This is a genomic window from Micromonospora rifamycinica (assembly GCF_900090265.1).
GTDB lineage: Bacteria > Actinomycetota > Actinomycetes > Mycobacteriales > Micromonosporaceae > Micromonospora > Micromonospora rifamycinica.
The window spans coordinates 3,898,127-3,917,024 of record NZ_LT607752.1 but is presented as its reverse complement, the minus strand read 5'-3'; the positions used below and the strand labels follow the sequence as shown (position 1 = coordinate 3,917,024).

At 73.0% G+C, this 18,898-nt stretch carries 20 protein-coding genes; 14 read left to right on the top strand and 6 right to left on the bottom strand.

Annotation, left to right across the window (positions count from 1 at the left end; translation table 11 throughout):
- Window positions 1-7: 7 nt before the first annotated feature.
- Window positions 8-1,186, bottom strand: coding sequence for a DUF4407 domain-containing protein (locus GA0070623_RS16070; protein ID WP_084260967.1), 1,179 nt, complete (start codon window positions 1,184-1,186; stop codon window positions 8-10).
- 581 nt (window positions 1,187-1,767) lie between these two features.
- Between GA0070623_RS16070 and GA0070623_RS16065 the strand changes: the two genes are divergently transcribed.
- The 3 genes from GA0070623_RS16065 to GA0070623_RS16055 all read left to right on the top strand — a co-directional run bounded on the left by GA0070623_RS16065 (window position 1,768) and on the right by GA0070623_RS16055 (window position 3,260).
- Window positions 1,768-2,121, top strand: coding sequence for a hypothetical protein (locus GA0070623_RS16065; protein ID WP_089004085.1), 354 nt, complete (start codon window positions 1,768-1,770; stop codon window positions 2,119-2,121).
- 123 nt (window positions 2,122-2,244) lie between these two features.
- On the top strand, window positions 2,245-2,763 hold the full coding sequence (locus tag GA0070623_RS16060) for a SigE family RNA polymerase sigma factor (RefSeq protein ID WP_067300312.1): 519 nt from the start codon (window positions 2,245-2,247) through the stop codon (window positions 2,761-2,763).
- The gene (locus GA0070623_RS16055; protein ID WP_067300310.1) at window positions 2,763-3,260 is read left to right on the top strand and encodes a hypothetical protein; all 498 of its coding nucleotides are present in this window, start codon (window positions 2,763-2,765) and stop codon (window positions 3,258-3,260) included. Before GA0070623_RS16060 ends, GA0070623_RS16055 begins: the two co-directional genes overlap by 1 nt.
- Before the next feature lie 110 nt (window positions 3,261-3,370).
- On the opposite strand, the gene GA0070623_RS16050 is transcribed toward GA0070623_RS16055, so the two are convergent.
- Window positions 3,371-3,721, bottom strand: coding sequence for a hypothetical protein (locus GA0070623_RS16050; protein ID WP_067300309.1), 351 nt, complete (start codon window positions 3,719-3,721; stop codon window positions 3,371-3,373).
- Between the two features lie 241 nt (window positions 3,722-3,962).
- Between GA0070623_RS16050 and GA0070623_RS16045 the strand changes: the two genes are divergently transcribed.
- The 6 genes from GA0070623_RS16045 (at window position 3,963) to GA0070623_RS16020 (ending at window position 11,251) form a co-directional block, all read left to right on the top strand.
- A complete protein-coding gene (locus GA0070623_RS16045; protein ID WP_157517415.1) occupies window positions 3,963-5,978 on the top strand; it encodes a hypothetical protein in 2,016 nt (671 codons plus the stop codon).
- Entirely contained in the window at window positions 5,975-8,833 is a 2,859-nt protein-coding gene (locus GA0070623_RS16040) for an ATP-binding protein (RefSeq protein ID WP_157517414.1), read from the top strand. Before GA0070623_RS16045 ends, GA0070623_RS16040 begins: the two co-directional genes overlap by 4 nt.
- A 48-nt stretch (window positions 8,834-8,881) precedes the next feature.
- Complete coding sequence (locus GA0070623_RS16035; RefSeq protein WP_089004084.1) at window positions 8,882-10,132, top strand: hypothetical protein; 1,251 nt, start codon at window positions 8,882-8,884, stop codon at window positions 10,130-10,132.
- A gap of 11 nt (window positions 10,133-10,143) precedes the next feature.
- Window positions 10,144-10,362 carry a hypothetical protein gene (locus GA0070623_RS16030; RefSeq protein ID WP_067300301.1) on the top strand — a complete coding sequence of 73 codons (219 nt, stop codon included), beginning with the start codon at window positions 10,144-10,146 and terminating at the stop codon, window positions 10,360-10,362.
- 172 nt (window positions 10,363-10,534) lie between these two features.
- Window positions 10,535-11,017, top strand: a complete 483-nt coding sequence (locus GA0070623_RS16025) for a DUF6883 domain-containing protein (RefSeq protein ID WP_157517413.1) — start codon at window positions 10,535-10,537, stop codon at window positions 11,015-11,017.
- Window positions 11,018-11,026: 9 nt separating this feature from the next.
- Window positions 11,027-11,251: a DUF4926 domain-containing protein gene (locus GA0070623_RS16020; RefSeq protein WP_084260965.1), complete on the top strand. Its 225-nt coding sequence runs from the start codon at window positions 11,027-11,029 to the stop codon at window positions 11,249-11,251.
- Here GA0070623_RS16020 and GA0070623_RS16015 read toward each other — a convergent pair.
- Entirely contained in the window at window positions 11,187-11,750 is a 564-nt protein-coding gene (locus GA0070623_RS16015) for an SRPBCC family protein (RefSeq protein ID WP_067300297.1), read from the bottom strand. The two genes, GA0070623_RS16020 and GA0070623_RS16015, sit on opposite strands and share 65 nt — an antisense overlap.
- A gap of 119 nt (window positions 11,751-11,869) precedes the next feature.
- Between GA0070623_RS16015 and GA0070623_RS16010 the strand changes: the two genes are divergently transcribed.
- Both GA0070623_RS16010 and GA0070623_RS16005 read left to right on the top strand, forming a co-directional pair.
- Window positions 11,870-12,514: a TetR/AcrR family transcriptional regulator gene (locus GA0070623_RS16010; protein ID WP_067300295.1), complete on the top strand. Its 645-nt coding sequence runs from the start codon at window positions 11,870-11,872 to the stop codon at window positions 12,512-12,514.
- A gap of 52 nt (window positions 12,515-12,566) precedes the next feature.
- Window positions 12,567-13,154, top strand: coding sequence for an HAD family hydrolase (locus tag GA0070623_RS16005; RefSeq protein ID WP_269458960.1), 588 nt, complete (start codon window positions 12,567-12,569; stop codon window positions 13,152-13,154).
- Between the two features lie 54 nt (window positions 13,155-13,208).
- Here GA0070623_RS16005 and GA0070623_RS16000 read toward each other — a convergent pair whose 3' ends face one another.
- From GA0070623_RS16000 to GA0070623_RS15995, 3 genes are all read right to left on the bottom strand, one after another.
- On the bottom strand, window positions 13,209-15,464 hold the full coding sequence (locus GA0070623_RS16000; RefSeq protein ID WP_067300294.1) for a protein kinase domain-containing protein: 2,256 nt from the start codon (window positions 15,462-15,464) through the stop codon (window positions 13,209-13,211).
- Window positions 15,461-15,850, bottom strand: coding sequence for a hypothetical protein (locus GA0070623_RS30385; RefSeq protein ID WP_172898411.1), 390 nt, complete (start codon window positions 15,848-15,850; stop codon window positions 15,461-15,463). The genes GA0070623_RS16000 and GA0070623_RS30385 overlap by 4 nt, the downstream gene beginning before the upstream one ends.
- Before the next feature lie 84 nt (window positions 15,851-15,934).
- A complete protein-coding gene (locus tag GA0070623_RS15995; RefSeq protein ID WP_067300291.1) occupies window positions 15,935-16,555 on the bottom strand; it encodes a pyridoxamine 5'-phosphate oxidase family protein in 621 nt (206 codons plus the stop codon).
- A gap of 145 nt (window positions 16,556-16,700) precedes the next feature.
- Here GA0070623_RS15995 and GA0070623_RS15990 point away from each other — a divergent pair, with 145 nt between their 5' ends.
- From GA0070623_RS15990 to GA0070623_RS15980, 3 genes are read left to right on the top strand one after another with little or no spacing between them, the layout of a single operon-like run.
- Complete coding sequence (locus tag GA0070623_RS15990; RefSeq protein ID WP_067300290.1) at window positions 16,701-17,207, top strand: DUF2231 domain-containing protein; 507 nt, start codon at window positions 16,701-16,703, stop codon at window positions 17,205-17,207.
- Window positions 17,204-17,731 (top strand): Hsp20/alpha crystallin family protein, encoded by a 528-nt coding sequence (locus GA0070623_RS15985; RefSeq protein WP_067300289.1) that lies wholly within the window; start codon window positions 17,204-17,206, stop codon window positions 17,729-17,731. Before GA0070623_RS15990 ends, GA0070623_RS15985 begins: the two co-directional genes overlap by 4 nt.
- Window positions 17,732-17,737: 6 nt before the next feature.
- Window positions 17,738-18,868, top strand: coding sequence for a glycosyltransferase family 9 protein (locus tag GA0070623_RS15980; RefSeq protein ID WP_067300286.1), 1,131 nt, complete (start codon window positions 17,738-17,740; stop codon window positions 18,866-18,868).
- Window positions 18,869-18,898: the final 30 nt, after the last annotated feature.

Below are 18,898 nucleotides of genomic sequence, written 5' to 3'. Positions count from 1 at the left end.
AATGGATTCACCAGCGGTCGTCTCTGAGGTAGCCCAGCCGGCTCGACTTGCGGAAGCTCTCCTCCTCGCGGGTCAGGTCGTAGCGGGTGTTGGCCCGGATCCGTTCGAGATCCATGGCCTGGTCGACCGCGTCCCGCTCGACCTGTCGTTTCTGGGCGGTCCGGTACGCCACCACCGACGCCTGCGCCCGCAACCGCCGGTCGTAGAGGGTGGGGCGGGCGAACAGTTTCAGGGACACCGGCAACAGGTCGATCGCGAGGAAGGTCACCCGCAGCACCCAGGGAATCCACTGCACCATCCAGCTGTCCCTGTTCGCTTTCAGGAAGCGTTGCAGCGCCTTTTCCTGGGTGATCCAGCCACGGTCCTGATCGATCGCCTCGACACTGGCGCTGATCCGGCTCTGCCGGCCGTTCTCCAAGGTGCCGATCTTGTCCCTGAGCGCCTTGTTCTCCTGGTCCACCCTGGTGCGGGTGGCGTTCGCGCTCTTCCGTAACTGTTCGAGCTCCCGCTTCCGCGCCGCCGCGATCGGGCCGTACCCCGGACGGCGGGTGCCGGTGCCGCCCCCGATCTCCCCGGACATCTTGTCGGCAGCGGTGGCGACCTGCTTCTCCGCGGCGGCGACCTGCTTGTCGTTCGCCTCGATCTTGGACCGGAGTTCGGCGATCTGCCGGGTCTCACCGTGCCGGTCGAGGGCCTGCACCGCGGCCACCTGCTCGATCCGGGCCGCGTCCATCTCCCGCCGGATCTCCGGCTGGAACATCAGCAGCAGCGCCGCCTCGGTCACCAGCAGCGCGCTGCCGACCGCGATGGCCACCCGGAAGAGGTACTGGAAAAGGTGTGGACCCAGCCTCTTCCGCCAGGTGCCCGGACGGCCCGGGTCGAGGTCGCCGTACCGGGGCTCGGCCACGATCGAGCGGTCCGCCCAGAAGACCAGCAGCGCCCAGCCGACCGCGAACGGCAGCAGCAGGGGGGTGAAGCCACCATTGATGACGGTGCCGAAGAGGGTGAACATGACCCCGGCGACACTGGCGATCAGCACGATGAAGACGCCGACGCCGACGTAGCGGAACCGTTCCACCCGGGTGTCGATCAGGTTCCGGTCGACACCGGAACACCAGAGGAAGAACCAGGTGAGGGGATTACGCCCGGCCGGCTGATTCGTCCTGCTCCATATCTTGGTCGTCATGGCCCGGTCACTCCCTACGAGGACCCGCACCCACGCGCGGGTGCTCGATGCCGCTGAGTGTGCGGGGAAGGGTGGTTACAGTTCCCGTCAGAAAGCGGGGTGTGGAAAACTCGCTATTTCGGTGGTGCCCCGGGTCGCAAGAATTCTGTGACGGTCGGTGTGCGGGCGACAACCGGATGTCCGTTCGCACCTGGGCCACGAACCGGAGTGTCGGTCGGCACCGTCGGCCCCACCGCCGCCACCGACCCGGCGTGGGTCATGCCACCGAGAGCCGGGCATCACCCACCGACCGCCGGCACCGCCGTCGACACGGTGCGACCGGACGCACCGAACGGTCCCGGCCGCCGACGACCCACCTCGGAAACTCGGAAAAAGTTCTGCCGGGCGGCAACCCGCGGGCGATGGATCGCATGTACCCGGGTGTAAGCAACGATCGCCACGATCCATAGGGGACCGAGATGCCCGCACGTCGTCTTCTACTGCTGCCCGCTGTCACCGCCCTGTGTGCACTCGCCGCCTGTGGGGCCACGGAGGAGCCCAGTTCCGCTCCGACCACGGCTGCTCCGGCCTCGGCTTCCCCGGTGGCGTCCAGCGCCGGCCCGACGACGGCTGCCCCGACCGCCCCGGCGGACCGCACCCCGAGTGCCACGTCCACGGCGACCACCAAGGCGGCGGGTGACGTCAAGAGTGCCGCCTGCCCCTCGGGGGCGACCCTGGAGAAGCTGGTCGAGCTGCCGAAGGGCCTGACCTTCGGCAGGGTCGACTGCGTGCAGGACTGGGCGGGGGCCGACCCGCAGGGCACGAAGACCGGAGACGGCATCTACCTGTTCCACCACACGGCCGGCACCGGCTGGAAGTACTACGGCGAGGGCAGCGGATACGACTGCAAGGACCTGGGCCTCACCGAGCCGGCGCCGTTCTGCATCTCCGACTGAGCACAGTGCCCTCGGCCGCGGGCTGTGGTGCACGCCGGCTACGGTGTGCACCACAGTCAGCCGGCCGTGTCCACGCCGCCGCGCCCTGACGGTCGGTGCGGCGCGAAGGGACACGAGCGGGGCATGGCGGACTCGATCGACGATCAGTTCCGGGAGTTCGTCCGGACCCGCTCGCCGGCGTTGCTCCGGACGGCCTTCCTGCTGACCGGCGACCGTCACCTCGCCGAGGACCTGGTGCAGGACGCGCTGGCCAAGACCCACCGGGGCCGGCGACGGCTGGCCGACCCGGGGCACTTCGAGGCGTACACCCGGACCGCGATGTACCACCAGCAGGTGAGCTGGTGGCGGCGTCGCAGGGTGGCCGAGTCCCTGCCCGGGGAGCTGGCCGACGTGGCGCAGCCCGGCAGCGACCACGCCCACCGGACCGATCTCAAGCTCGCCCTGCACCAGGCGCTCGCCCAGCTCACCCAGCGGCAGCGCGCGGTGCTGGTGATCCGCTTCTTCGAGGACCGCAGCGAGGCCGAGGCCGCGCAGCTGTTGCAGTGCTCGGTCGGCACGGTCAAGAGTCAGACCAGCAAGGCGCTGGCCCGCCTGCGGCAGCTGGCACCCGAGCTGCTGGCGACCGTGATGGAGGAGGCCTGATGACCGACAGCCTCGGACCGCTCCGTCAGGCGATGGCCGAGCTGAGCGAGCACGGCGGCAGCGCCGACCTGTACGAGGGGGCGCTGCACCGCTCGCGGCGCTCGCAACGGCGGGCGGCCGTCGCCACCGGCGTCGCGGCCGTGGCGGTGGTGTCCGCCCTCGGCGGTGTGGTCGCCCTCGCCGTCGGCCACCGGTCCGACCTGTCGGGGACACCAGCGGCCACCCCCGGCGGCGCCGGGCCGGGGAACCCGGACTGCCCGTCGGTCGACGCCCTCGGTGCCCTGGTCGAACTGCCGAAAGGCTGGTCCTTCACGGCCACCGGGGTGCAGTGCGCGCAGACCTGGGCGGCAGCCGACGTCACGCGCCCGGCCGGCGGCAACGTCCGCTACCTGTTCCACTACGCGACCGACACGGGGTGGCGGTACTACGGACAGGGCGCCGAATGGGACTGTGCGGAGCTGGGCCTCACCCGGCCGGCACCGTTCTGCACCTCCTGACCGCCCGTCGGCCCGACGCGGGCCGACCATTCGGTGCGGGCTTTCCGGTCACCGGCGGGGCGGGAAAGGAGAGGCCTGCCACCGCGTACTTCCGGTGGGCGGTCAGGGTGCTATCGCGGCGATCTGTTTCCCGGTGGCCCACCGGCTCGTCCCTGCGGATTCGTACCGGTCCCGCCGCAGTCCGGGCAGATGCGGGCCGGGGTCCGCCGGTCCTCGAAACCGTCCCCGGTGAAGGTGTGGGTCCGTTCCGGCTCACGGTTCAGCCAGCCGGTGCCCCGGCAGGGCAGGCAGCGCCGGGCGGGCAGGTGCAGCTCCGGCTCCGGCTCCCGCTCTCTCCGGGTCAGGGAACGGGTCGCCGACCATAGGCTGCTCACCGCGTTGACCACCAGCGCCAGCACGGCGAGCACCAGCAGTACGGCCAGCGCTACCAGGACCACGATCACGAGCTGACGCCGCTCCATGTGTCCCATCCTCCCACCGGGCGGCTGAAGCCATGCCGGGCACGATGGTCGGCCGCCCGGCAGACACAGTGGAGGCCGCCGGGGCTGTCCGGTCGACTCCGGTCGACGTTCGGCCGGGGATCGTCGTTGGTCGCCGACAAAAACACGACGTTGCTATGTGTGCCCTTTTCAATTCGTTCGGTTGTTGGTTGACTGCTCGCCTGGCCAGTATTACCCGCCTCGGAAAGCAGAAGTCGTAACGATGACCGAAGTTGCTTCATATTCCGACCCGCTGCCGAAGCTCGCCACCCCCGGCGAACGTCTGGGTTGGATCTTCAACGATCGTCACCTCTACCTGCGTCGCTATCCGGAACCTCCACCGCAGCCCCGCCAGGTGTCGACCCACCTGCACGAGCGCCTGGCGCGGGCCCAGCAGTGGACGACCAGGGGGGTGCTCTGGTCGCTCGGCGTGGGCACCGGCCTGGCCGTGCTGTTCTTCTGCTGTGGCGGCCTCACGAGCATGAGCGGCGGCAGCAACGACGGCGGCAGCCTGGTCTTCACCCTCCTGGCCTTCCTCGCGTTCGTCGCCGGTGTCGGCGGTGCGGTGCTGGCCGGTCTGGCGCCCTCGATGGCCCGCAAGGCGATCGACAACGCCCGGCAGCAGGCCCAGCACGAGTACCACCAGGCGTACGCCGCGTGGGACGCCCGGCGGCAATGGCACGACCAGCAGGAGAAGGCGAAGGTCGACACCCTGTACGAGTGGTCCGCCGCCACCCCGGCGGCGAGCACCCGACGGGTCGACATCATCGGCGGCACGACGTACGGCTGGGAGGCGGTCCTGACCGTCTTCGGTGGATCCTTGCTCGCCACCCGCGGCCCGATGACCCTGGTCGACTTCACCGGCGAGGCGCTCTGCGGCGAACTCATGGGGCTCGGCGTCTCGACCGACCGCTCCGTGCAGGAGTGCCGGCTGCCGTCCCAGCTCGCCCAGCTCGACCTGGTCGGCGGGCTGGCCCCGAACGAACTGGTCGACTGCCTGGTCGAGGCGATGTACGGCGACGCGCAGGGCCCCAGCCGGGCCGAGCGGTCGCAGGACTCGATGCTGCTGCGCGAGGTCTGCGACGTGCTGGCCCCGAATCTCAGCATGGCCCGGCTGCTGGCCGCCCTGCGGGTGCTCACCGACCGGCCGGTGCAGGCCGCGCTCACGCCGGAGGAGAGCGAGCGCCTGCTCGACCTGCAACCGGACGACAGCCGCCGGCAGATGTACCAGCACCTGCGCCGGATCGAGGCCTTCCTGCACCCGCTGGAGGCGATGGGCGCCGAAGCGGGTGACCTCGGGAGCGCCGAGCTGACCTGTCTGGTCGCCGACAGCGACGGCCGTAACGCCCAGAGCGAGCTGCTCAAGGACCTGCTCGTGCAGTGGTTGGCGCGGCGGGTGCTGCGGGATGCCGCCCCGCTGGGCTCCCTGGTGATCATCGGGGCGGACGAGGTGCACCACCGGGCGATCGAGAAGCTCAGCACCCTCTGCGAGCGGCGGGGCATCCGGCTGGTGCTGTTCTTCGGCCACCTGCGGGAGGAGTCGCTGCACACCATCGGCGGCGGTGAGGTCGCGCTGATGCGGCTCGGAAACCACCAGGAAGCCGCCCAGGCCGCGGACTTCATCGGCAAGGGGCACCGCTTCGTGCTCAGCCAGCTCACCCGCACCCTGGGGGGCAACGACACGCACACGCTCGCCGACACGTACGGCGAGTCGGAGTCGCAGGGCGGCAGCTCCGGCACCAGCCGCAGCTTCATGGCGTTCAGCAGCCAGCGCGGCAGCAACTGGAACAAGACCCGGAACTGGAGCCAGACCGAGTCGCTCGCCCAGGGGACGAACTGGAGCGACGCCCAGGCGGCCCAGCGGGTGTACGAGTACACCGTCGAGCCACGGGTGCTCCAGGACCTGCCCGAGTACGCGATGCTCCTGGTCAAGGCCGAGGGTCGGGGTTCGGTCGTGCAGGCCGTCGAGGTCGACCCGGCGATCGTCACCCTCCCCCGGGTGTCGATGACGCCGGTCGACCTGCAACCGTTGCCGGACCCCACCGAGGCGGTCATCCCGGCCAGCCGGCAACCCAGCCAGGTCACCGTGTCGCAGCCGCAACCGCTGGCGGCCGCGGAGACCACCCCGCAGCAGGTCGCCGGGTCGGTCCTCCCGGGCTGGGGGGCCGCACCCACCCACCAGCCCCAGCCGGAGTACCGGCAGCAGCCTTACCAGGGACCGTGGGGTGGGCCCCGGTGACCGGTGCCGGTCCGCTGCTCGCACGGCTCGCGGTCAGCCGGGTCGTCGAGCTGCCGCGCCGGCCACCGTCCGCCCGGGACGACGCGGGAACGGACGTCTCCCGGCGGCAACGGCTGGCCGGCATCGTCTCGGCCTACCACGCCGGGGAGGCTCTGCTGCTCGGCTGGCACCGGGCCGCCGCCGCCGAGCCGGTCGAGGTGTTCGCGGCCGGCGGGATCAGCGGTGGGCCGGACCCGCGCGGGCTGACCCCGCTGTCCCTGCCACCTGGTGCGCTCGGCCGCCCGTACACCGGCCCGGACCTGCTCGGGAAGCTACGCGCGGTGCCGTGCTGGACCCGGGTGGCCGGGCTGAGCGACGGTCTCCTGACCGACGACCCGACGCTGCGCGACGAGGACGTCCGGCCCACGCTGGACGAGTGCCTGCTGCACGTCTGGCATCCCGGGTTCACCTGGTTCGTGCTGGCCGAACCGGTCCCGCCGGCCGAGATCGGCACCGTCGCCCGGCAGGTCGCGCTGGAGGAGCGGCAGGCGCAGTCCAAGGCGCAGTCGCCGGAGCAGGCGATCGCCGCGGCCCGGCTGCAACGCCGGCACCGGGAGCTGCAACAGGGCCGGTCCACCGGGATGTGGCGGGTCCACCTGCTGGCCGGCGGCGACTCGCCGGCAGCGGCCGGCGCGGTCGCCGGGCTCCTCTGCGCCTCCGCTGACCTGGGCCGCCAGCCGTACGCGCTGGCACCCACCGGGGTCACCGGCGACCTGGACAAAATCCTCGCCCTGGACGACGTACCCGACTCCCCGGTGCTGGCCGGCTCCCCGCTGCTCGCCTCGCTGGCGGTGGCACCGGTCGAGGAGGTGTCCGGCCTGCGGTTCGCGATGCGCCCCGAGTTCGACGTCACCCCGGAGACCGCCGGTCAGGGCGTGGGCGCGGTGTCCGTCGGGGCGGTCCTGGACCGTACCGGAACACCGGTCGGTGCCCTGGAACTCCCGCGCGGCAGCCTGAACCGGCACGTCTTCGTCTGCGGGGCGACCGGCGCCGGCAAGTCGCAGACCGTGCGGCACCTGCTGGAGGGCGTTACCGCCCACGGGTTGCCGTGGCTGGTGGTGGAGCCGGCCAAGGCGGAGTACCGGCAGATGGCCGACCGGATCGGCGGGCCGCGGGTGATCGTCGTCCGTCCCGGCGACACCGAGGCACCCCCGGCCGGCTTCAACCCGCTGCGCCCGGCCGAGGGCTTCCCGTTGCAGACCCACCTGGATCTGACCCGGGCGCTGTTCCTCGCCGCGTTCGCGGCCGACGAGCCGTTCCCGCAGGTCCTCAGTGCGGCGCTGACCCGCTGCTACGAGGACCTGGGCTGGGACCTGGCGCTCGGCGAGGCCCGGGTGCCCGGTCACCACCCGCGCTACCCGACGCTGGGCGACCTGCAACGCACGGCGGAGGTCGTGGTCGACCAGATCGGGTACGGCAAGGAGATCACCGACAACGTCCGGGGGTTCATCAGGGTCCGGCTCTCCAGCCTGCGCCTCGGCACCACCGGCCGGTTCTTCGAGGGCGGCCATCCGCTGGACCTCGCCGGCCTGATGCGGCACAACGTGGTCTTCGAGATCGAGGACGTCGGCGACGACCGGGACAAGGCGTTCCTCATGGGTGGCCTGCTGATCCAGCTCACCGAACACCTGCGGGTGCTGCACCGCCGGGATCCGTCGCTGGCCGGGCAGGGGTTGCGCCATCTCAGTGTGTTCGAGGAGGCGCACCGGTTGCTGCGGCGCACCGAGCAGCCGGGGCCGGCGGCGCACGCGGTGGAGTTGTTCGCCGCGCTGCTGGCCGAGATCCGGGCGTACGGCGAGGGGCTGGTCATCGCCGAGCAGATCCCCGCCAAGCTCGTACCGGACGTCGTGAAGAACACCGCCATCAAGATCATGCACCGGCTGCCGGCCGCCGACGACCGTGCGGCGGTCGGTGCCACCGTCAACCTCACCGACCGCCAGTCCCAGTTCCTGGTCACCCTCCCGCCGGGCACTGCGGCCGTGTTCGCCGACGGGATGGACCAACCCGTCCTGGTACGCATGCCCGACGGCGCCTCCCGGGAGCGGGGTGGCCGGACGCCGACCGCCCCGGTCACCGCGGTCATCGGCCGCCGGAGCGGGACGTGCGGGGCGTCCTGCCGGGGCACGGCGTGCACGCTGCGCGACATGCGGACGGCACAGCGCTACCTGGAGGACGAGCCCTGGCTGGCGGTGTGGGCCGAACTCGGGGTGCTCGGCCACCTGACCGGCTGGCCCACGCCGGCCCTGCGGGCGCACCGGATCCGGCAGCTCCTCGACCTGCCGCCCCGGCTGCGGGAGTGCGCGATGTCGCACGCGGTGGACGAGGCGGTGGCGGCGCGCTCGCCGGTGCTGTCGACCCGGGCGGATCCGGCGTCGGTCGCCCGGCACGTGCTGGACGCGATGGCCGGCTACCTGGACGGGGTGTTCGTCTGCGCGGACGAGGAGTTGGCGTTCCTGGCCCGCCCCTACCGGTGGTCCCGGCTCGCCGACATCCTGCACGCGGCGTCGACGGCGGACCCGTCGGCCCCACGCCATCCCCTGTCCACCTCGTGGGCCTCGGTCTACGGCCGGGAGATCCCCGGCGAGACGGTCGGCGCGCAGGCGGCGACGGTACGCCGGTGGCTCGACGACGACATCGCGGATCCGGCGGTACGGCGGACCGTGGCGCTGGGGACGCGGACGCCCGGGACGTTGGAACGGGCGGTGGGCGGGGTGTTCGAGGCGGAGGCCTGGGCCGAGCGGATCACATCGGTGCTGGCCGAGAACTTCGTCAGGTGCCACTGGCCCGAGCGCTACCTGGTGGCGTCCCATGCCTGAGATGCGGCCCGGGGAGCCCGGGACGGGGCGCGGGGAGCTGGTGCGCTGATGGTGGAGAGCGTCCAGGAGACGAGGCCGCCGGAGCCACCGGCGAAGCCGCAGGAGGTGCCGAAGCCGACCGCCCAGTCGGAACGCGCGGAGGCCCGGGATCCGGGTCGACCGACCGAGTCGCAGCTGTCGGCCCAGCAGGACGCGCGCGACGCCGCCCGGTCCGAGCACGCGGCGGCGACCGACGGGCGCGAGCCGGACGGGCCACGGTCCACGCCGGAGGAGCCGGCACAGCGGCCCCGCGACACCGACGCCGGGCAGCGCCCGGACGAGCCGCAGGACGTCCAGCGTCCGGACGAGCCGCACGGTGGCCAGCGTCCGGACGAGCCGCACGGTGGCCAGCGTCCGGACGAGCCGCAGGGTGTGCGGGAATCGCAGGATGCCGCTCCCGTGGAGCGGGACGGGACTCCGCCCGCCGGGGAGCAGGCCGGAGAACTTGCCGCCGTCCGGGAGGCTGCCGCCGCCGAGCGGGCCGAGGCCGTGGGGGACACGGATGGACCCCACGACGCCGCCGGACCACGGTCCAACCCGGAGCCTGATCGGCCGGAGCCCGACGAGGGGCGGACGCGACCGCTGGTGGAGACCGCCGACGACACGGGCGGCGATCCGACCGCTCCTCCGGGCGACTCCGCCGGTGACCCGGAGCGCGGCCGGGACACCGCCCCGCAGCACGATCCGGCCGCCGATCTGCCTCCGGACACGTCGGATCTGCCTCCGGACACGTCGGAACCGGGCACCGAAGGGGTCGGCCCCCCGCCGGGGGACGAGTCGACGGCCGCCGAGACCGCTGCGGAGGCCCGTGACCTCACCAGGGTCGGGGACAGCTCGGGACCGTGGTACGACGCCGGCACCAACCACCGGGAGGGTGGCGCGGTCCAGCAGGAGACCGGGGGATCGTGCGTGTCGGCGTCCGGGGAGATGCTCACCGACGGGCGGATCACCCAGTCGGAGCTGCTGACGAAGCTCGGCGACTGGTCCAACCTGACCGCGCTGCGTAACGAGCTGAACAACCGCGACGGCGACGGCACCTGGACCGGTCACTATTTCGTGGACGGCAGCGATGCCGTCCGTCGGGCGGCGGAGGGTCCGATGGCGGCGCAGGTGCAGGCGCCCCGCGGCCCTGCGCACATGGTCCTGTTGGAACCAGGCGAGAACGGATCGTTCACCGTACGCGATCCCTTCGATGGCAGCTCGTACGATGTCGACGGTGCCTGGGTCGAGAAATACGTAGCGGGAGGGGTGTTCCGGTGAGCCCATCGCGGATGAGGCAACTGACCGCCGTCGCGGACGACACCTACGAGGTCGTGTTCGACGGCACCGTGGAGCCGTCGACGGTGCTCTGCACGGTGGACATGTCCAGTGGGGTGCCCGGCGTGAGTGTGCAGCCGGACCCGTTCATGTCCGGTGACTACGGCGATCCACGGCCGATCATGGCGGCCGTCGTCGCGATGCACCGCGCCCGCCACCTACCCGAGAGCTAGCCGTACCGTCGCGCCGTAACCTCGGCGGCGGGGTCGGGCCGCCGCCGGGGCATCCCGCACGGAGAGCGTCCGTGCGGGATGATGGGTTCCCTGCCGGGTGTGGATGGGGGCGGTTGCCGTGGTCGAGGACGTTCGTGAGACTGCGGCGGAGCGCCCCCGCCCGACGCGTGAGGTGCCCGCCCCGACGGCCGATGCGGGTGATGTGGGGCCGCAGGTCGACGAGCACGCGGCCATGCGCCGGGTGGTCGCCCGCGAGTACGCCGACGCGCTCGGCAAGCGGTACGAACCACCGAGTGGCGAGGCGGATGTCGAGAAGAAGCCCGGGTTCGAGAACGTGGAGATCGACAAGCGCAAGATCTCCGAGTACGTGATGAACGCCGGGCATCCGGACGGGCGGCACACGTTCCGGGTGATCAACTCGGCCACCGGGTTGACGGCCGGGGACGCCGACCAGATCGAGGCGCAGATCAGGGCCGGCGTCAGGAACGGCACACCGGTCGCCGGCAAGAGCGACGAGCACGGTCAGCGCTGGAGCGTCGACGTGCCGGTGACCGGGCCGGCCGGCGCCATGACGGTGCGGACCGGATGGATCGTCGAGCCCGGCAGCGATCAACCACGCCTGACCACCGTTTCGCTCCTGCCGACGGGTAGGTGAGGAGAGGCCGTGAAGCTGTTCGACGTGGTGCGGCTCGACAGTGACCTTTCTGAGGAGGGGCTGCTGCGGGGGGCCGAGGGCACGATCATCGAGGTGTACGAGAAGCCCGAGCCCGCGTACGAGGTGGAGTTCACCGACGGCACCACGGCCGCCGTCCTGCCGGAGCTGCTCAGTCCCCGCTGGTCGGCGCGTCCCCGCCGGGGTCGGTCGCGGCCTTCTCGGCGGCGGTTTTGAGGTCGGTGAGCCACGCCTCCAGCCCGTACCCGAGGTAGGCGGTGGAGGTCGCGGTGTCGGCCTCCACCTGGTCGCCGGTCCAGGTCTCCTCGGTGCGGACCAGCACCCCGTCGGCGACCTCGGTGAAGGTCCAGACGTGCACGCCGTTGTCGATGCGCAGTCCGTCGCCGATCGCCGGACCGGCCCACCGGATGCACCGGTACGGCGTCAGGTGCGTGACGGTGGAGGTGATGACCAGCGTGGCGGCCGGGGTGATGGGGGTTTCCGGGACCGGGGTGGTCCAGCGGAAGGCCGACCCGGCGCGCAGTTCACCGGCGTCGAGGCGCTCGATGCCGGTGACCGGCGCCTGCCAGGTGGGCCAGCGCTCGACGTCGGTCTGGAGGTGCCAGACGGTGTGCAGCGGCGCGTGGATCAGCGTCTCGGAGCGGTAGCGGATGCGGGCGGCCGGGTCGACCCCCTGCCCGTCGCAGCTGATCACCGGGTGCGTGGTCGATGACATGGCGTATCTCCTTTGTCCTGGCTATCTGGTGTCGCTCTAGTTAGAGGCTATAACTATCATCGCGCTGGCGTCAATAGCGATCGTGATAGCCTGTAACAACAGTGACGGTGGAGGGGTGGATGGGCACCGAGACGACCGGTCCACGGGAGCGGTACCGCGCCCAGGTACGGGCGGAGATCAAGCAACGGGCGTGGGAGCAGCTCGCCACCACCGGCGTGTCGGCGCTGTCCCTCAAGGCGATCGCCGAGCAGCTCGGCATGAGCGGCCCGGCCCTCTACCGGTACTTCGCCAGCCGGGACGAGCTCATCACCGCGCTGATCCGCGACGCCTACCGCAGCCTCGCCGACGCGCTGCGGGCCGCCGCCGACGCCGGAGCGGACATCGCCGGGCTGGCCCGCGCCGTGCGCGCCTGGGCCCTCGACGAGCCCCAGCGCTACCTGCTGATCTACGGCACACCCGTGCCCGGCTACCACGCCCCCGACGACACCACCGCCATCTCCGGCGAGATCATGGCGACGGTGCTCGACGGGTACCGCCGGCGCGACGTCCCGCCGTCGGGGCGACGGTTCGAGACCCACCTCGACGCGCACCGCGGCTGGGCCGCCGACCCGACGCTGCCGGCCGCGGCACTCCGTCAGGCCCTGGCCTTCTGGACGCGGGTGCACGGCGTCCTGTCGCTGGAGCTCGCCGGCCACTTCGCCGGGATGGGCTTCGACCCCGGCCTGCTGTTCGACGACGAGATCGACGACCTCCTGCGCCACTGACAGCCCACCTCGCCCACGGCGGGACGCCGACCGGCCTGGCTATCCTGGGCCGGTGCTGCCCCTGCCGCCCGGTGACTTCCGGGCCTACCTCTTCGACTGCGACGGCACCATCGTCGACTCCATGCCGGTGCACCACCTGGCCTGGCGGGCGGCGCTCGACGAGTGGGGCTGCGACCTGCCCGAGGACCTCTTCTACGCCTGGGGTGGCCGCCCGGTGGCCGACATCGTCGTCGACCTCAACGCGCGGCACGGGCTGAGCATGCCGGTCGAGCTGGTGGCCCGTCGTCGGGAGGACGCCTACCAGAGCTTCCTGCCGCAGCTCACCGCTGTGCCGGGGGTGCTGGCGCACATCGAGCAGGCGTACCGGCGGGTGCCGTTCGCGGTGGTCTCCGGCAGCACCCGCGAGTCGGTGACCGCCTCGCTCACCGCGCTCGGCCTGCTCGACCGGTTCGACGCGCTGGTGTGCGCGGAGGACTACGCGCGGGCCAAGCCGGACCCGGAGTGCTACCTGCTGGCGGCCCGGCTGCTCGACGTACCGCCGGAGCAGTGCCTGGTCTTCGAGGACACCGACCTGGGGGTCGCGGCGGCGACGGCGGCGGGCATGGCCTCGGTCCGCGTCCCGCCGCCCTGGCAACGCTGACCCCGCCGCCCTGGCAACGCTGAGCCCGCCGCCGGCCGGTCAGCGCCCGACCGGTCAGCGCTCCCCGGCCGAGATGGTCCGGCGCAGCAGCTCCCCGATCCGGCGGGCCTCGCTGTCGGTGGGGCCGTCGAGCGGGAAGACCCGGCGCAGCGTGGGTATCCGTTTGCTCTGCTCGACCCGGCTACGGGGATGCAGCACGACCAGCTCCGGGTCCACCCTGGTCATCCGGCCGACCCGTTCCCAGGCCAGCAGCCAGCGTCCGTGGAACCGGCGGTGCTGGTGGCTGGCCGGCACGACCAGCTTCAGGGCGACGGAGAGCGCGCCCTCCGGCTGTTGGCCGTTCGGGGCGTCCACCCGCAGCCGGAGCAGGGTCAACCCGGTCCGGCTCTCCGCATCGAACTCGTACGGCCACTCGCCGGCCACCCGCCGGGTGACGACCCGGCTGGTCACGTACCTCAGTCGGGCGTGCTCCAGCACCTGGTGCATGAACGCCCCGTCGTTGCGCCGGACCTCGGCGGACCCGGGGGTGTCGGCGAGCGCGGCGAGCAGCGCCTGGCGTACCTCGGTGACGGTGGGCCGCCGGCTGGCCTTCGGCTGGGTGGCTTCGGCGTAGAGGCCGGTGACCGCCGCGACGAGGGCCGGGTCGAGTTCCTGGCCGGCGATGGCCTTGCGGAGCCGGCGGAGGTTGCCGGTGGCGTCGTCCCGGCGCGGGTCGGCGCTGGTGAAGACGTGGAAGAGCAGTTGGCCGAGGCCGTAGACATCGGCCGAGGCGGCCTTGCGCAACTGCGGGTCGTCGTTGTCGGCCAGCTCCGGCGCGGTGTAGCCGCTCTCGTCGATGATCAGCCTCGTCGACCGGGTCGCCTTGGGGAAGTACGCCAGGTCGAAGTCGGTCAGCACCGGCTCGGGGCCGTGCGGCGTCGGCCGGAGCAGCACGTTCGAGGGCTTGATGTCCCGGTGGGTGGTCTCCCGCTCGTGCGCGTGTTCCAGGGCGGACGCCACGTCGGCGAGCAGCCGCAGCCGGTCGCGCGCGTCGTCGACCCAGTAGTTGGTCAGGTCACCCCCGGTGACCAGCTCCATCACGATAGCCGGCGGCACCTCCAGGTACTGCTGGACGGCCACGATGTTGCGGTGCTTCAGCCGGGCCATCGCCCGGAACCCCCTGGCGAACCGGGCCAGCCGCTCGGACTCGTCGAGCCGGTCCGAGTGGTACGCCTTCCAGGCCAGGTCCGGCCCGCGTGACCCGGGGCTGATCAGCTCCCACACCACGCCGAACCCGCCCCGGCCCAGCTCCCGACCGATGGTGCCGCGGGCGGTACGGATGCCGGGGCGCACCGCGGCGAGGTCGGTGAACCGGGACCGGACCATCAGCCGGGCGCGCTGGAAGCGTTCGTCGCGGAGCAGGTCCGGTTGGGAGGCCTCCTGCCGGCGGAACCAGTCGGTGGTCTGGACCAGGGTGCCCTGCATCCGCTGCCAGCCGGTGCGGTCCCACTCGGCCGACGACGGGCTGATCAGCTCCCACGCCTCGTCGGCCCAGCGCTGCGCCTCGGCCACGATCTCCTCCCGGGCGGCCCCCTCGACCGACGGGATGACCGTGGGCGGCTGGCCGCCGTCGACGATGACGAACGGCCCGAGATGGTCGGTGGACATCAGCGGGGTGGGCAGGTGCCGGGCCGCCAGGTCGGCGCAGACGGCGTCGAAGAGGCTGTTCGCCGTGGTCTGGCCACGGGTGTCCCGCGCGGCGAGCCCGGCCACCACGGCCCGGGTGAACGGGCTGCCGGAGCGGCCGACGTCGGCGGCCTCGGCGAGCGGGTCGCAGGCGGCGATGACGGCCCGCCGCTGCACCACGTCGCCGAACATCTGCACCGCCGCCCGGGCGTCCATCCCGGTGGCCCGCCGGTCGAGGGGTACGGGGTGGCAGCAGTCGAGCAGGATGAGCCACCGCTCGTCCCGGTCGTAGCGGGGCTGGCGGATGATGTCGGGGAAGTTCTGGATCGGCAGCCCCTCGTTGCCGGGTTCCCCGTCGACGGTGGCGAGCACGTTGATCCGGTCGTCGGCGGTGCGGCCGTGCCCGCTGAAGTAGAAGATCTTGAACGGGGCCGGATGGTCGCGGAGCTGCCGGATGGCGAGCTGCAACCGGGCCAGCGTGACCTGCTCGTCGACCAGCGGGGTGATGCTGGCCGCCGGGTCGATGGCGGTGACGGCGGCCGTCATCAGCGACACGTCGACGACCGGGTTGAGCAGTGGCTCGTCCGGATAGGCGGCGATCCCGACCAGCAGCGCGGCCGTCGTCGCGGCTGCCGGGGCGGTCAACGCAGCTTGTCGAGGTCGGCGAGGACGTCGTCGACCGTGCCGTCCAGCCGGTGTTCCCGGCTGCCGCCGTCGTCGGTGGGCAGGATGACGGTGATCCGGGCCTTCGCCGACGGGGGAGCCGGCTCGGCGAACCGCTTCCTGACCAGGTCCACCAGCACGTCGACGAGAATGCCGGTGACGACCGTGCTGGTGCTGACCAGGACCGGCAGCACCAGTGCGGTCGTCGGGTCCTTGCTGCGGCCCAGGTCGTCGACCGTGTACGGCGGCACCTCGACGGTCAGCCCGGCGGCCTCCAACGCCCCGATAACCGCCGGGGTGGAGTCGGGCAGCACCTGCGCCTGCTCCGCCACCCCCGGAATACCCCACCGGATGTCGACCTGTGCCACGACCGTCCCCTCTCGACGGTTCCACCGTAGGGGGGTGCGGCGACCCCGACCACGGCGATCACCGTCGGAAAGTCGACTGGGTGGTCAGCCGCGGTACAGCTTCTCCGCGTACCCGGGGCCGTAGTAGCGCTCCAGGTCGGCCAGGCTCTCCGGCGGGGCCTCCACCTCCTTGATCAGGTGGGCCCGGGAGGGCAGCACGTCGGGCCGCCAGGTTTCCGGCCGCCACAGGTCGGCCCGGAGGAACGCCTTCGCGCAGTGGTAGAAGACCTGCTCGACGGCGACCTCGACGGCCAGCACCGGCCGGTGCCCCTGGACCACCATCTCGTCGAAGTAGGGCGCGTCACGGACCAGCTTCGCCCGCCCGTTGATCCGGAGGGTGTCCGTCCGGCCCGGGATCAGGAAGATCAGCCCGACGTGCGGGTTGTCGAGGATGTTGCGGTAACCGTCGGCCCGCCGGTTGCCCGGCCGCTCCGGAACGGCGATCGTCCGGTCGTCCAGCACCACCGTGAAACCGGCCGGGTCGCCCTTGGGGGAGACGTCGCAGCTACCGTCCGCGCCGGCCGTGGCGACCAGGCAGAACGGCGAGGCGGCCAACCACTGCCGGTCCCGCTCGTGCAGCGTGGCACGTTCCTTGACGGCCGCCCGGGGCATCGGCGCCCCCAGCAGCGCCCGCAACTCCTCGTGTGAGGTGATCTCCGCCGTCACGTCCGCCTCCCCCGTCCGTTGATCTCGGTGGCGGGCGGTGCACACCGGCCGCCGTCCGTCAGCCTAGGCGGGCGTGGCGAGACCGGCCCCCGTCGGCGGCGGTTCCGGCTCACCCCGCCCCCCGACGAAGCCGTGGAGGGCCGCCATGGAGAGCCGACTGAAGGTGCTCGGGCACCCGGTGCACCCGATGCTGGTGATGTTCCCGGTGGCGCTGCTGGTGACCGGCACCCTCTTCGACGTCGTCGACACCGTCGGCGGGCCCGACTTCCTCGCCGAGGTGGCGTACTGGAACATCACCGTCGGGCTGGTCGGCGGCCTGCTGGCCGCGGCGGCCGGCACGGTCGACCTGCTGGCCATCCCGTCCGGCACCCGGGCCAAACGGGTGGCGCTCACCCACGCGGCGGCGAACGTCGCGGTGATCCTGCTCTTCGCGGCCGTCTGGGCGGTCCGGATGAACGCCGGCTCCCGGGCGGCCGGCGGCGCGCTGATCGCCATCGAGGTGGTCGGCCTGGCCATCCTGGGCGTCAGCGCCTGGCTCGGCGGGGAGCTGGTCGACCGGCTGGGCGTCGGGGTCGACCGGGACGCCGGCCTGGACGCCGCCAGCTCACTGCGGCCCGCCACGGCCGGCCGACCGATGGGAGAGGTGCGATGACCGAGCAGCCGGACCGGGGTCGGCGCAGCCGGGATCCCGGCGGCGAACCCCAGTCGCTGCGCGCCGAGCTGGGCCGGCTGGCCAGCGGCCGGGGCGCCGCGCCGGAGGTGGAGCTGACCGAGGTGGCCGACGGCTGGGAGGCGGTGGTCCGGCTGCCCGGGGTGGCGCCGGAGGAGGTCGCCGTCGAGCTGGACGGGCGCGAACTCTGCGTCCGGGCGCGGTCGGAGGCCGAGGTCAACGCCGACCAGGGCATTCCCGGTGGCGTCGAGACCCGGGGCTTCGACTACCGGGTGGACCTGCCGTCCCGGGTGGATCCGGACACCATCGACGCGGTGATGGACCACGGCCTGCTCCGGATCCACCTGCCCCGGGCGGCCCGGCCCGCGCCGCGCACCATCACCGTCGGCCGCACCGACCCGCCGCCCGACCCGACCCGCAGCGGTACGCCCACCGGCGTGGACCCGGCCGCCGACCGGGAGCTGCACCGGCCGGGTACCACCGTCGACCCGCTCGACCGGCCGTAGGCCACGGTGGGCACCCCGACCCTGGGCGGCCCGGTGGGCGAGCGGGTGCCCGACGTGGCGCGGATCGCGGTGCTGCGGGCCAACGCGCTCGGCGACCTCGTCTTCCTGCTGCCCGCCCTCGACGCGCTGCGGGCGGCGTACCCCTCGGCGGAGATCGTGCTGTTCGGGGCGCCCTGGCACGCGGCGTTGTGGCGCGACCGCCCCGGCCCCGTCGACCGGGTGCTGGTCGTCCCGCCGGCCCCCGGCATCCGTGACCCCGGCCCCGACGAGCCGCCGGGGTCGCTGGACGACTTCCTCGCCGACGCGGCCCGGGAGGGCTACGACCTGGCGTTGCAGGTGCACGGCGGCGGGGCGAACTCGAACCCGGTGATGAGCCGGCTGGGGGCCAGGGTCACCGCCGGACTGCGCGCCGAGGACGCCCCGCCCCTGGACCGCTGGCTGCGCTACGTCTACTACCAGCCCGAGGTGATCCGCTACCTGGAGGTGGTGGCGCTGGTCGGGGCGGACGCGGTGACCGTGGTGCCGACGCTCGCGGTGACCGACGCGGACCGGGCCGAGGCGCGTGCGGTGCTGGGCGAGCCGGACCGGCCCCGGGTGGCGCTGCACCCCGGGGCCACCGACACCCGGCGGCGCTGGCCGGCGCGGCGGTTCGCCGAGGTGGCCCGGGTGCTGCACGACGACGGGTACGAGGTGCTGGTCACCGGCACCCCCGCCGAGCGGGCGGTGGTGGACGAGGTGGTGGCGGCGGCCGGGGTGCCGGTCCGCCCGCAGGTCGGCACGCTCAGCCTCGGCGGGCTGGCCGCCGCGTACGAAGGCTGTGGGCTGGTGGTCTCCAACGACACCGGCCCGCTGCACCTGGCGGGCGCGGTGGGCACCCCGACGGTGGGCGTCTACTGGGTCGGCAACATGATCAACGGAGCGACGCCGCTGCGCGCCCGGCACCGCCCGATCGCCGCCTGGACGACGCGCTGCCCGGTCTGCGGGGTCGACTGCACGCCGGGGATCTATCCGCACCGGCCGGGCGACGGCACCTGCCCGCACCGGGACTCGTTCGTCGCCGACGTGCCGGTGGCGGAGGTGCTGGAGGCCGCCGCCGACCTGCTCCGCCCCGAACCGGGCGCGGCGACCGCCCGCTGACCGTGCCGTGCCCCCACCCGACCGGCGGAC